We start from the raw sequence: 13,455 nt of genomic DNA, 5'->3' as shown, positions 1-13,455 counted from the left end.
CTTGGAACACAAGGCGCGCAAGCTGGGCATGCAGTTGGTGATGGCTGGATAATTTTTAGAGCAAAAACAATGGGTTATTTTTTGTTTGATAAGAGCTGCCGCAGGCTGCGATCTTTTGATCTTCAAGAATGACAAAGGCCACCCGAAGGTGGCCTTTGCCTGGTGAAGCGTCAGTCAAGCACGAGGCTTACTTGACAGCCCAGCCAGTCAGCTCGGCCAGGGCCTTGCCGATGTCTGCCAGCGAACGCACGGTTTTAACGCCTGCGTCTTGCAGAGCAGCGAATTTCTCGTCTGCAGTGCCTTTGCCGCCAGAGATGATTGCGCCAGCATGGCCCATGCGCTTGCCCGGAGGAGCAGTCACACCAGCGATGTAGGAAACAACCGGCTTGGTCACGTGTGCCTTGATGTAGGCAGCCGCTTCTTCTTCAGCCGAACCGCCGATCTCACCGATCATCACGATCGCTTCGGTCTTCGGGTCTTCCTGGAACAGCTTCAGGATGTCGATGAAGTTCGAACCCGGGATCGGGTCACCACCGATGCCGACGCAAGTCGACTGACCGAAACCGGCGTCAGTAGTCTGCTTCACAGCTTCGTAGGTCAGGGTGCCGGAACGGGAAACGATACCGACCTTGCCTGGCAAGTGAATGTGACCTGGCATGATGCCGATCTTGCATTCGCCTGGAGTGATCACGCCTGGGCAGTTAGGGCCGATCAGGGTAACACCCAGCTCGTCGCACTTAACTTTAGCGTCCAGCATGTCCAGGGTAGGAATGCCTTCGGTGATGCAGACGATCAGCTTGATGCCGCCGAAAGCCGCTTCCAGGATCGAGTCCTTGCAGAAAGGAGCCGGAACGTAGATCACGCTGGCGGTAGCGCCAGTAGCTGCTACAGCGTCTTTAACGGTGTTGAACACTGGCAGGCCCAGGTGCTCGGTGCCGCCTTTGCCTGGAGTTACGCCACCGACCATCTTGGTGCCGTATTCGATGGCTTGCTGGGTGTGGAAACTACCTTGCGAACCGGTAATACCCTGGCAGATAACTTTGGTGTCTTTATTGATCAGGACGCTCATTATTTGCCCTCCGCAGCTTTAACGACTTGTTGAGCAGCGTCGGTCAGGCTGGTAGCAGCGATGATGTTCAAACCGCTTTCTGCCAGTACTTTAGCGCCCAGCTCAGCGTTGTTGCCTTCAAGGCGAACAACAACCGGGATTTTCACGCCGACTTCTTTCACTGCACCGATGATGCCTTCGGCAATCATGTCGCAACGAACGATGCCGCCGAAGATGTTGACCAGTACTGCAGCGACGTTGGTGTCGGACAGGATGATCTTGAACGCTTCGGTAACGCGTTCCTTGGTAGCACCGCCGCCCACGTCGAGGAAGTTGGCTGGTTTGCCGCCATGCAGGTTGACGATGTCCATGGTACCCATGGCCAGGCCAGCACCGTTGACCATGCAACCGATGTTGCCTTCCAGCGCTACGTAGTTCAGTTCGAACTTGGCAGCGTGCGCTTCGCGCGGATCGTCTTGCGACGGATCGTGGAAAGTCTTCAGCTTAGGCTGACGGTACATGGCGTTGGCGTCGATGTTGATCTTGGCGTCCAGGCAGTGCAGATCGCCGTCAGCCTTGATCACCAGCGGGTTCACTTCCAGCAGAGCCAGGTCGTGATCCTTGAACAGCTTGGCCAGACCTACGAAGATCTTGGCGAACTGAGCAACCTGCTTGCCTTCCAGACCCAACTGGAATGCCAGCTCGCGACCCTGGAATGGCTGAGCGCCAACCAGTGGATCGATAGTGGCTTTCAGAATTTTTTCTGGAGTGTCGTGAGCGATTTTCTCGATGTCCACGCCACCTTCGGTGGAAGCCATGAACACGATACGACGGCTCGAACGGTCAACGACAGCGCCCAGGTACAGCTCTTTAGCGATATCAGTGCACGATTCAACCAGGATCTTGGTGACTGGCTGACCATTGGCGTCAGTCTGGTAAGTCACCAGACGCTTGCCCAGCCACTGCTGTGCGAATGCCTTGGCATCTTCTTTGCTGCGAACCAGCTTTACGCCGCCCGCTTTACCGCGACCACCGGCGTGGACCTGGGCTTTGACAACCCACTCGCTGCCGCCGATTTTGTCGCAAGCTTCTGCTGCTGCTTCCGGGGTGTCTACCGCGTAACCGGTGGAAACTGGCAGGCCGTACTCAGCGAACAGCTGCTTACCCTGATACTCGTGAAGATTCATGCTTATTACCGTCTTCGTTAGGTACTGCGCATTCGGTGCTGCACTCATTCAAGTGCCGCACCACCTGTGACTGCTGCTTGCATAGCCTTTCCGGATACCCGGTGCAGCTATGCAAGACTGCGTCCAGCGGATATTCCGCGGTGAGTCTTGCATGCAAGGCTCACGACGGGCCATTCCGCCGTGGTTTCTTATTGTCTTAACGCTTCTTGCGGTTGGCGATGTGGATGGCGCCGCCATTCACAGCCAAAGCTGCTTCGTGCAAGGCTTCAGACAGGGTCGGATGGGAGAAAACCATCATGCCCAGGTCTTCAGCGCTGGTGCCGAATTCCATACCGATCGCGCCCTGCTGAACCAGTTCGGCAGCGCTTGGGCCAATCACGTGAACGCCCAGTACGCGGTCTGTCTTGGCATCTGCGATGACCTTGACGAAACCACCGGTGTCGTTGGCAGCCATGGCACGGCCGGAAGCTGCGAACGGGAAGGTGCCGACGTTAACTTCAACGCCTTCAGCTTTCAAGGCCTGCTCGGTTTTACCGACCCACGCGATTTCCGGGTGAGTATAAATAACCGAAGGGATCAAATCATAGTTCATCTGGGCCTTGTGACCCTTGATGCGCTCGACAACCATGATGCCTTCTTCCGACGCCTTGTGCGCCAGCATCATGCCGCGAACCACGTCACCGATGGCGTAAACGCCCGGTACGGTGGTGGCGCAGTGATCGTCAACGTGCACGAAACCGCGCTCGTCCAGGGTCACGCCGCAGTCGGCAGCCAACAGATCAGTGGTCACCGGACGGCGACCAACGGCTACGATCAGCTTGTCGAAAGTGATTTTCTGCTCGCCCTTGGCATCGGTGTAGTTCACCACGACTTCGTCGCCGTTCACTTTGGAACCGGTTACGCGAGCGCCCAGCTTGATGTCCAGACCTTGCTTGGTCAGGGTTTTCAGCGCTTCCTTGGAAACAGCGGTATCCGCTGCCATCAGGAAGGTGTCCAGGGCTTCCAGGACGGTCACTTCTGCACCCAGACGCGACCAGACCGAACCCAGTTCCAGACCGATCACGCCAGCGCCGATCACGCCCAGACGCTTAGGCACGGATTGGAATTCCAGGGCGCCGGTGGAGTCGACGATCACATTCTGGTCAACCGGAGCTGGCGGAATGTCGATCGGACGCGAACCTGGAGCCAGGATGACGTTTTCGGCTTCGATGATTTCTACCGAGCCGTCTGGCTTGGTGACTTCGACTTTCTTGCCGGCCAGCAGCTTGCCGTGACCCTCGATGGAGCTCACACCGTTGGCTTTGAACAGGGTCGCAACGCCGGAGGTCAGGCCTTTGACGATGTTGGCTTTACGGCCGACCATCGCTGGCACGTCCATGGTCACGCCAGCGTGATTGATACCGTGGATCGCGAAACCGTCCTGGGCTTCGTGGAATTTCCACGAGCTGTCCAGCAGGGCCTTGGATGGAATGCAGCCGACGTTCAGGCAAGTACCGCCCAGAGCCAGTTTGCCTTCCTTGTCGGTGTATTTCTCGATGCAGGCAGTGGAGAGGCCCAGTTGCGCTGCTTTAATGGCAGCCACGTAGCCGCCAGGGCCCGCGCCAATCACTACCACGTCGAATTTCTGAGTCATGTGTCATTCCTTCTCGAATCAAACCGGACGGCCCCTTTTGGAGACCGTCGTGGGACGAAGCTGGTCATTACAGAAGGGCCGTCCATCACTGAGCGGCCCGTGCAACGAAATCAGATATCCAGCAGCAAACGAGCCGGGTCTTCCAGCAGGTTCTTGATGGTAACCAGGAAGGTCACAGCTTCTTTGCCGTCGATCAAACGGTGATCGTAGGACAGAGCGAGGTACATCATCGGACGGATAACGACCTGACCGTTGATGGCCATAGGACGCTGGATGATGTTGTGCATGCCCAGGATGGCGGCTTGTGGCGGGTTGACGATCGGAGTCGACATCATCGAACCGAAAGTACCACCGTTGGTGATGGTGAAAGTACCACCGGTCATTTCGTCCATCGACAGTTTGCCGTCGCGGGCTTTCTTGCCGAAGGTGGCGATGCCGCCTTCGATTTCAGCCAGGCTCATCAGTTCGGCGTTACGCAGAACCGGTACAACCAGGCCGCGATCGCTGGAAACTGCAACGCCGACGTCAGCGTAGCCGTGGTAAACGATGTCGCCGCCGTCGATCGAGGCGTTGACAGCCGGGAAGCGCTTCAGTGCTTCGGTGGCCGCTTTCACGAAGAACGACATGAAGCCCAGGCGTACGCCGTTGTGGGACTTCTCGAACAGATCCTTGTACTTCGAACGCAGGGCCATGACTTCGGTCATGTCGACTTCGTTGAACGTGGTCAGCATCGCCATGTTCGACTGAGCTTCAACCAGACGCTTGGCAACGGTGGCCCGCACACGGGTCATCGGTACGCGCTTCTCGATGCGCTCGCCAGCAGCGAACACCGGAGCAGCAGCGGCAGGTGCAGCAGCCTTGGCAGGCGCGGCAGCCGGAGCGGCTTTCTTGGCAGCAACGGCTGCAACCACGTCTTCCTTGGTCACGCGACCGCCTTTGCCGGTGCCGGCAACGGAAGCGATGTTGATGCCGCTCTCTTCAGCCAGCTTGCGGGCAGCTGGAGCAGCAACAGGATCGTCTTCGCCTTCGGCGGCAGCTGGAGCAGCGGCAGCCACTGGAGCAGCCGCGGCTGGAGCGGCGGCGCCGCTGCCTTCGCCGATGGAGCCCAGTACTTCGTCGGACAGAACAGTGTCGCCTTCGTTCTTGATGATCGCGCCCAGCACGCCGTCAGCGGTGGCAAGGACTTCCAGCACGACCTTGTCGGTTTCGATGTCGACGATCAGTTCGTCACGCTTGACGGCGTCGCCCGGTTTTTTGTGCCAGGTGGCAACGGTGCCATCGGCAACCGATTCCGGGAAAGTGGGGGCTTTGATCTCGATAGCCATTGTCTGTGGTTCCTTAAATTCGGTTTCAGGTGCGCGAAGGCGTTAAACAGTAAAGGCGTCTTGCAGCAGTTGTTCCTGCTGTTCGGCGTGCATCGATGCGTAACCGCATGCAGGTGCAGCAGAAGCCTCGCGGCCCGCGTACTCGAGTACGAGAGACTTGTTGAGGTTGCTGATGCTGCGACGCATGTGGTGTTGGCTGCAGTACCAGGCACCCTGGTTCATCGGCTCTTCCTGACACCAGACGGCATGCTTGACGTTGGTATAAGGCGCCAGGACTTCTTTCAAGTCGTCCTCAGGGAATGGGTACAGCTGCTCGATACGCACGACGGCGATGTCGTCACGACCTTCGGCACGACGTTTTTCCAGCAGGTCGTAGTAGACCTTGCCGCTACACAGAACAACGCGCTCGACCTTTTTCGGGTCCAGGGCATCGATTTCCGGGATAACGGTCTGGAACGAACCTTCGGCCAGATCTTCCAGCGTCGAGATGGCCAGCTTGTGGCGCAGCAGAGACTTCGGAGTCAGAACGATCAATGGCTTGCGTAGAGGGCGAATAACCTGACGACGCAGCAAGTGATAGATCTGTGCCGGCGTAGTCGGCACGGCTACCTGAATGTTGTGCTCGGCGCACAGCTGCAGGTAACGCTCCAGACGAGCCGAGGAGTGCTCCGGCCCCTGACCTTCATAACCGTGCGGCAGCAACATGGTCAGACCGCACAGACGGCCCCACTTGTGCTCGCCACTGGTGATGAACTGGTCGATAACCACCTGGGCACCGTTGGCGAAGTCGCCGAACTGGGCTTCCCAGATCACCAGCGCATCAGGCGTGGTGGTCGAGTAACCGTATTCGAACGCCAGTACCGCTTCTTCGGACAGGAACGAATCGTACAGGTCGAAACGTGGCTGGCCGTTGTACAGGTTCTGCAGCGGGATGTAGGTGCCCGCGTCTTTCTGGTTGTGCAACACGGCATGACGGTGCGAGAACGTACCGCGGCCGATGTCCTGGCCGGTCATGCGGATCGGGTGACCTTCGAACGCCAGGGTCGCGTACGCCATGGTTTCGGCGTAACCCCAGTTGATCGGCAGGCCGCCGGCTTGCATCTTCTGACGATCTTCGTAGATCTTCGCGACCTGGCGCTGAACCACGAAGCCTTCCGGGATTTCCAGCAGCTTGGCGGACAGTTCCTGCAAGGTCTTGAGGTCGAAGCGAGTGTCGTGACGTGCGGTCCAGGCGTGGCCCAGATACGGACGCCAATCCACGAACAACTCTTTGTTCGGCTCTTTGACCAGGCTCTTCACCACGTGCAGCCCGTTGTCCAGTGCGTTGCGGTATTCATCGACTTTCGCCTGAACACGCTCTGCGTCCAGCACACCGCCCTGGGTCAGACGATCGGCATACAGCTCACGGGTGGTGCGCTGCTTGCTGATCTGCTGATACATGATCGGCTGGGTGCCGCTTGGCTCGTCGGCCTCGTTGTGGCCGCGACGACGGTAGCAGACCAGATCGATCACCACGTCACGCTTGAACTGCATGCGGTAGTCGATGGCCAGCTGGGTCACGAACAATACGGCTTCCGGATCATCGCCATTCACATGGAGGATCGGTGCCTGGATCATTTTCGCAACGTCGGTCGCGTACTCGGTGGAACGCGAGTCCAGCGGGTTGCTGATGGTGAAACCGACCTGGTTGTTGATCACGATGTGCACGGTACCGCCGGTCTTGAAACCGCGGGTCTGCGACATCTGGAAGGTTTCCATGACCACGCCCTGACCTGCGAATGCAGCGTCACCGTGGATGGAGATCGGCAGAACCTTCTCACCGGTCGGATCGTTACGACGGTCCTGACGGGCGCGAACCGAACCCTCGACCACCGGGGAAACGATTTCCAGGTGGGACGGGTTGAACGCCATGGCCAGGTGAACTTCACCGCCGGTGGTCATCACGTTGGACGAGAAGCCCTGGTGGTATTTGACGTCACCGGAACCCAGCTCGACCTTCTTCTTGCCTTCGAACTCGTCGAACAGCTCGCGCGGGTTCTTGCCGAAGGTGTTGACCAGCACGTTCAGACGGCCACGGTGGGCCATGCCGATGACGATTTCCTTGGTGCCGTAGGAACCGGAACGCTGGATCAGCTCGTCGAGCATCGGAATCAGGCTTTCGCCGCCTTCCAGACCGAAACGCTTGGTACCCGGGTATTTGGTGCCCAGGTATTTTTCCAGGCCTTCACCGGCGGTCACGCGCTCGAGCAGGTGGCTCTTGATGTCGGCGGAGTACGTCGGACGACCGCGCACGCTTTCCAGACGCTGCTGGAACCACTGGCGCTGCTCGGAATCGGTGATGTGCGTGAACTCAGCGCCGATGGTGCGGCAATATGTCTGCTGCAACGCTTCGTGAATTTCGCGTAGGCTCGTTTCCTCTTTGCCGATGAACAGGTCGCCGGCACGGAAGGTCGTATCAAGATCGGCATTGGTCAAGCCGTAATGATTGATCGACAGGTCTGCAGGTGCAGGACGCTGCCACAGTCCCAGCGGGTCAAGCTGGGCTGCCTGGTGGCCACGCATACGGTAGGCCTGGATCAATCGCAGCACTTCAACTTGCTTCTTTTCGTGCTCACTGCTCACGCTGCCGGCGGAAACCGGTTGGGCGCGGCGCTGGTTCTTTGCCAGCAAGACGAAATGATCGCGAATTGTCGAGTGCGAAACATCGGTGGCAGAGTTGCCGTCAGCAGGCAACTTCTGGAAGTAGGTGCGCCACTCTTCTGGCACAGCGTTAGGGTCGTGCAGGTAGAGCTCGTAAAGCTCTTCCACATAGGCAGCGTTACTACCGGATAGGTAGGCACTGTTCCACATGCGCTGCATCACGCTTTCTTGCATGCTTGGTCACCCTCGGTTAGGGGAACACCATCGGTGTCGACACAGAGCAAACTTGCAGAAGTCCGAATGCAGCGACCAAAACAAGCCACTAGGATCACACTGATAGTCCGGGTACCAGCCCGGATGCCCCTGCTTGTCTCATTTCTTCAAAATAAGAGCCGCAGCCTTTTAAGCTGCTGCTCAGGTTAAAACTACGGCGCCGGTTGAAGCCTGCGCCGTAGCATCTACGGGTACTGCGGTCCTACGGGTACAGCAGCTGAATCACACGCCGCTCGAGAGCAACATGTTACGGATGTGACCGATGGCCTTAGTCGGGTTCAGGCCTTTCGGACATACGTTGACGCAGTTCATGATCCCGCGGCAGCGGAATACGCTGAACGGGTCATCCAGCGAAGCCAGACGCTCGGACGTCTTGGTGTCACGGCTGTCTGCCAGGAAGCGGTACGCTTGCAGCAGAGCAGCTGGACCCAGGAACTTGTCCGGGTTCCACCAGAAGGACGGGCAAGAGGTCGAGCAGCAGGCGCACAGGATGCACTCGTACAGACCGTCGAGCTTTTCACGCTCTTCAGGGGACTGCAGACGCTCGATGGCCGGAGCCGGCGTGTCGTTCTGCAGGTATGGCTTAACCTTTTCGTATTGCTTGTAGAAGATGCTCATATCGACGACCAGGTCACGGATAACCGGCAAACCTGGCAGCGGACGAACGATCAGCTTGTTACCTTTTACGACTGCAGACAGCGGCGTGATGCACGCCAGGCCGTTTTTGCCGTTGATGTTCATGCCGTCGGAACCGCAAACACCTTCACGGCAAGAGCGACGATAGGAGAAACCTTCGTCCTGCTCTTTGATCAGGGCCAGCACATCCAGCACCATCAGGTCTTTACCACCGGTATCGACCTGGAATTCCTGCATGAACGGCGCGGCGTCCTGATCAGGGTTGTAACGATAAACGCTGACTTTCAACATGGCGGCCACCCTTAATAAGTCCGAATCTTAGGTTCAAAAGTCGGAACAGTCTTCGGCGAGAAGTTCACGGCACGCTTGGTCACGCGCTTGTCACCCGGGAAGTACAGTGTGTGGCACAGCCAGTTTTCGTCGTCACGGTCTTCGAAGTCTTCACGGGCGTGAGCACCACGGGACTCTTTACGTACTTCTGCAGCGATGGCGGTGGCTTCGGCCACTTCCAGCAGGTTCTGCAGTTCCAGCGCTTCGATACGCGCAGTGTTGAACGCCTGCGACTTATCGTTGATCTTCACGTTGGCGATGCGCTTGCGCAGATCAGCCAGCTGGGCAATACCCTTCTGCATGTATTCGCCGGTACGGAATACACCGAAGTAGTTCTGCATGCAGTTTTGCAGCTCGCGACGCAAGGTAGCCACGTCTTCGCCTTCGGTACGCTCGTTCAGAGCGGACAGACGTGCCAGGGCCGCATTGATGTCGGCGTCGGTGGCGTCGTCGTATTCGATACCGTCGGTCAGCGCCTTTTCCAGGTGCAGGCCGGCAGCACGGCCGAACACCACCAGGTCGAGCAGCGAGTTGCCGCCCAGACGGTTGGCACCGTGAACCGATACGCAAGCCACTTCACCTACCGCGAACAGACCAGGAATGATCTCGTCCACGCCTTCGGCGTTCTGGGTCATCGCCTGGCCATGAATGTTGGTGGCAACGCCGCCCATCATATAGTGGCAGGTCGGAACAACCGGAACCGGAGCAACAACCGGGTCAACGTGCGCGAAAGTCTTCGACAGCTCGCAGATGCCTGGCAGACGGCTGTGCAGCACTTCCTCGCCCAAGTGGTCGAGTTTGAGCATCACGTGGTCGCCATTCGGACCGCAACCGTTACCGGCGATGATTTCCTTAACCATCGAACGGGCAACAACGTCACGACCGGCAAGGTCTTTGGCGTTCGGAGCATAACGCTCCATGAAACGCTCGCCGTGCTTGTTGATCAGGTATCCACCTTCACCACGGCAACCTTCGGTAACCAGTACACCAGCGCCGGCGATGCCGGTCGGGTGGAACTGCCACATTTCGATGTCTTGCACCGGTACGCCGGCACGCAGCGCCATGCCAACGCCGTCACCGGTGTTGATCAGGGCATTGGTGGTCGAAGCGTAGATACGACCTGCACCGCCGGTGGCCAGTACGGTGGCCTTGGCACGGATGTAGGTGGTTTCGCCGGTTTCGATGCAGATCGCGATCACGCCGACGAAAGCGCCATCCTGGTTTTTCACCAGATCGACAGCGTAGTACTCGTTCAGGAACACGGTACCGGCTTTCAGGTTGCCCTGATAAAGGGTGTGCAGCAGTGCGTGACCGGTACGGTCGGAAGCAGCGCAAGTACGCGCAGCCTGGCCGCCTTTACCGTAGTCCTTGGACTGGCCACCGAACGGACGCTGATAGATACGGCCTTGCTCGGTACGCGAGAATGGCATGCCCATGTGGTCCAGCTCGTAAACGGCAGCCGGGCCTTCCTGACACATATATTCGATAGCGTCCTGGTCACCGATGTAGTCGGAACCCTTGACGGTATCGTACATGTGCCAGCGCCAGTCATCGTTCGGGTCAGCAGACGCGATCGCGCAGGTGATGCCGCCTTGAGCGGATACAGTGTGCGAACGGGTCGGAAAAACCTTGGTGATCACAGCAGTCTTGTGACCGCCCTGTGCCAGTTGCAGCGCCGCGCGCATGCCGGCACCGCCACCACCAATAATGATGGCGTCGAAAGAAATCGTTGGAATGTTAGCCATGAATCAGATACCCCAGAGAATCTGCACACCCCAGACGAAGTAAGCGAACATCGCGACGCCGCATACTGCCTGGAAAAGGAAACGCACTGCAGTCGCGGACTTGCCCAGCGCCATCGGCGTCAGGTAGTCAGTCGCGATGGTCCACATGCCGACCCAGGCGTGAGCGCCCAGGGCCACCAGGGCCAGCAGACTGAAGATACGCATCCCGTTGTGAGCGAACAGGCCGTGCCATTGCCCATAGCCAATGCCCGGATTCACCGCGAGGTATCCGATCAGGAAGATGAAATAAGCCGCGAGAACGACCGCAGACACACGTTGCGCCATCCAGTCATAAAGACCGGAACGCGAAAGGTTCGTAACGCTGGTTACCATATCCAAACTCCTGCCAGAACGATCAGCACCACGGAAACGGCGATGATAATTTTCGAGCCCAGGCGGCCGCCTTCCAGCGTCTCACCGATGCCCATATCCATAATCAAGTGGCGCACACCGGCTACCAGGTGATAAAGAAGAGCGGACAGGAGGCCCCATGCTACGAACTTGGCCAGCGGGCTGGTCAAGGTTGCCTTCACGTCGGCAAAACCTTCCTCGGAACCCAGGGATTTGCCCAATGCATAAAGCATGAAGCCAAGGCCCAGGAAGAGGATGATGCCGGAAACACGGTGAAGAAACGACGTAACGCCGGTGATGGGGAGTTTGATGGTCCTTAGGTCTAGGTTTACAGGTCGTTGGCTTTTCACGGCTTTTTTTTCACACTGAAGAGCCCCTAACAATCAGGGCAAAGTTGTTGGGGAGTGCACTGGTCAGGTAACCACCACCCAGGGATGCGACCCCCAATAAAGCAGGCCCAAAAGCCCTTGGCGGTCGGTGGCCGAGTATAGACAGTTAGGCTACTAATGACAACGCAAACACCTAACCCAAACAGCTGATTGCGCAACTGCCATAAAAGGCGTAAATGGCAGTCAATTTCGAGGAAAAAGTCCGGTTAAAGCCTTCTGGAGCAAGACTTTAGGCAAATTGACATTCGAATTTATCTCACTATAGTGGTGCGGGCCCTGCGTGGGGGGTCTGTCTGATGATTTCAAGCATAAATAGGAGGCCACATGGCTGACAAAAAAGCGCAGTTGATCATCGAGGGCGCAGCCCCCGTCGAGCTGCCCATTTTAACCGGCACCGTTGGTCCCGATGTTATCGATGTTCGGGGCCTGACGGCCACGGGCCGTTTCACCTTTGACCCAGGCTTCATGTCGACCGCCTCGTGCGAGTCGAAGATCACCTATATCGACGGCGACAATGGCATTCTGCTGCACCGCGGCTACCCGATCGAACAGCTGGCTGAAAAGTCGGACTATCTGGAAACCTGCTATCTGCTGCTCAACGGCGAACTGCCGACCGCAGAACAGAAGGCCCAGTTCGTCAGCACCGTAAAGAACCACACCATGGTCCACGAGCAGTTGAAGACCTTCTTCAACGGCTTCCGTCGCGACGCCCACCCGATGGCCGTCATGTGCGGCGTAGTCGGCGCCCTCTCGGCCTTCTACCACGACTCCCTGGACATCAATAACCCGCAGCATCGCGAAATCTCCGCGATCCGCCTGGTTGCCAAGATGCCGACCCTGGCAGCGATGGTTTACAAGTACTCCATGGGCCAACCCATGATGTACCCGCGTAACGACCTGTCGTATGCGGAAAACTTCCTGCACATGATGTTCAACACCCCGTGCGAGATCAAACCGATCAGCCCGGTACTCGCCAAGGCCATGGACCGGATCTTCATCCTCCACGCCGACCACGAGCAGAACGCGTCGACTTCCACCGTACGCCTGGCGGGCTCTTCGGGTGCCAACCCGTTCGCCTGTATCGCCGCCGGCATCGCTGCGCTGTGGGGCCCTGCCCACGGCGGTGCAAACGAAGCCGTACTGACCATGCTCGATGAAATCGGCGATGTTTCCAACATCGACAAGTTCATCGCCAAGGCCAAGGACAAGAACGATCCGTTCAAACTGATGGGCTTCGGTCACCGCGTTTACAAAAACCGCGACCCACGCGCCACCGTCATGAAGCAGACCTGCGACGAAGTGTTGAAGGAACTGGGCATCCAGAACGATCCGCAACTCGAACTGGCCATGCGCCTGGAAGAGATCGCCCTGACCGACCCATACTTCATCGAACGCTCGCTGTACCCGAACGTCGACTTCTACTCGGGGATCATCCTAAAGGCTATCGGCATTCCAACCAGCATGTTCACCGTGATCTTCGCCCTGGCGCGGACCGTCGGCTGGATCTCCCACTGGAAAGAAATGCTCTCCAGCCCGTACAAGATCGGCCGTCCGCGCCAGCTGTACACCGGCTACGAGTCGCGTGACATCACCAAGCTGGAAGACCGCAAGTAAGAGTTGTCTTGCTGTAGCGTGTTGAGTTGTACCGGGAACGGCCTCTGCTTCTTATATAAAGAGCAGGAGGCCGTTTTTGTTTGTGCGGTTTTTTTGATGGTGTACATATCCGTTTCTGCGGTTACGGCGGCTTATGGTTTCGCCCTTACGGCCAGCCCTTTCAAGGTCTTCGTTTAGAATCCCCTAAAAACCAGTCAGGGTGACGAAAACGATGTGGACAGAAGTTCTAGCGCGGTTTGAAAAAA

General features: G+C 57.8%; 10 protein-coding genes. 1 reads left to right on the top strand and 9 read right to left on the bottom strand.

The window, feature by feature from the left end:
* Window positions 1–187: 187 nt before the first annotated feature.
* The 9 genes from sucD to sdhC all read right to left on the bottom strand — a co-directional run bounded on the left by sucD (window position 188) and on the right by sdhC (window position 11,557).
* Window positions 188–1,069, bottom strand: coding sequence for a succinate--CoA ligase subunit alpha (gene sucD, locus C8K63_RS29740; protein WP_003223019.1), 882 nt, complete (start codon window positions 1,067–1,069; stop codon window positions 188–190).
* The gene (sucC, locus tag C8K63_RS29735) at window positions 1,069–2,235 is read right to left on the bottom strand and encodes an ADP-forming succinate--CoA ligase subunit beta (protein WP_007919879.1); all 1,167 of its coding nucleotides are present in this window, start codon (window positions 2,233–2,235) and stop codon (window positions 1,069–1,071) included. The genes sucD and sucC overlap by 1 nt, the downstream gene beginning before the upstream one ends.
* Before the next feature lie 196 nt (window positions 2,236–2,431).
* Entirely contained in the window at window positions 2,432–3,868 is a 1,437-nt protein-coding gene (gene lpdA / locus C8K63_RS29730) for a dihydrolipoyl dehydrogenase (RefSeq protein WP_108219938.1), read from the bottom strand.
* Between the two features lie 110 nt (window positions 3,869–3,978).
* Window positions 3,979–5,193 carry a 2-oxoglutarate dehydrogenase complex dihydrolipoyllysine-residue succinyltransferase gene (gene odhB, locus C8K63_RS29725; RefSeq protein WP_108219937.1) on the bottom strand — a complete coding sequence of 405 codons (1,215 nt, stop codon included), beginning with the start codon at window positions 5,191–5,193 and terminating at the stop codon, window positions 3,979–3,981.
* Window positions 5,194–5,235: 42 nt separating this feature from the next.
* Window positions 5,236–8,067 carry a 2-oxoglutarate dehydrogenase E1 component gene (locus C8K63_RS29720; protein WP_108219936.1) on the bottom strand — a complete coding sequence of 944 codons (2,832 nt, stop codon included), beginning with the start codon at window positions 8,065–8,067 and terminating at the stop codon, window positions 5,236–5,238.
* Between the two features lie 261 nt (window positions 8,068–8,328).
* Window positions 8,329–9,033 carry a succinate dehydrogenase iron-sulfur subunit gene (locus C8K63_RS29715; RefSeq protein ID WP_108219935.1) on the bottom strand — a complete coding sequence of 235 codons (705 nt, stop codon included), beginning with the start codon at window positions 9,031–9,033 and terminating at the stop codon, window positions 8,329–8,331.
* Between the two features lie 11 nt (window positions 9,034–9,044).
* Window positions 9,045–10,817 (bottom strand): succinate dehydrogenase flavoprotein subunit, encoded by a 1,773-nt coding sequence (gene sdhA / locus C8K63_RS29710; RefSeq protein ID WP_108219934.1) that lies wholly within the window; start codon window positions 10,815–10,817, stop codon window positions 9,045–9,047.
* A gap of 3 nt (window positions 10,818–10,820) precedes the next feature.
* Complete coding sequence (sdhD, locus tag C8K63_RS29705) at window positions 10,821–11,189, bottom strand: succinate dehydrogenase, hydrophobic membrane anchor protein (protein WP_108219933.1); 369 nt, start codon at window positions 11,187–11,189, stop codon at window positions 10,821–10,823.
* A complete protein-coding gene (gene sdhC, locus C8K63_RS29700) occupies window positions 11,183–11,557 on the bottom strand; it encodes a succinate dehydrogenase, cytochrome b556 subunit (RefSeq protein WP_033052382.1) in 375 nt (124 codons plus the stop codon). The genes sdhD and sdhC overlap by 7 nt, the downstream gene beginning before the upstream one ends.
* A gap of 363 nt (window positions 11,558–11,920) precedes the next feature.
* On the opposite strand from sdhC, the gene gltA reads away from it, so the two are divergent.
* Window positions 11,921–13,210, top strand: a complete 1,290-nt coding sequence (gene gltA, locus C8K63_RS29695) for a citrate synthase (RefSeq protein WP_007977501.1) — start codon at window positions 11,921–11,923, stop codon at window positions 13,208–13,210.
* Window positions 13,211–13,455 lie beyond the last annotated feature (245 nt).

This window comes from Pseudomonas sp. GV085 (assembly GCF_003050925.1).
Classification (GTDB): Bacteria; Pseudomonadota; Gammaproteobacteria; order Pseudomonadales; family Pseudomonadaceae; genus Aquipseudomonas.
This window is presented reverse-complemented; position numbering and strand designations above follow the sequence as displayed.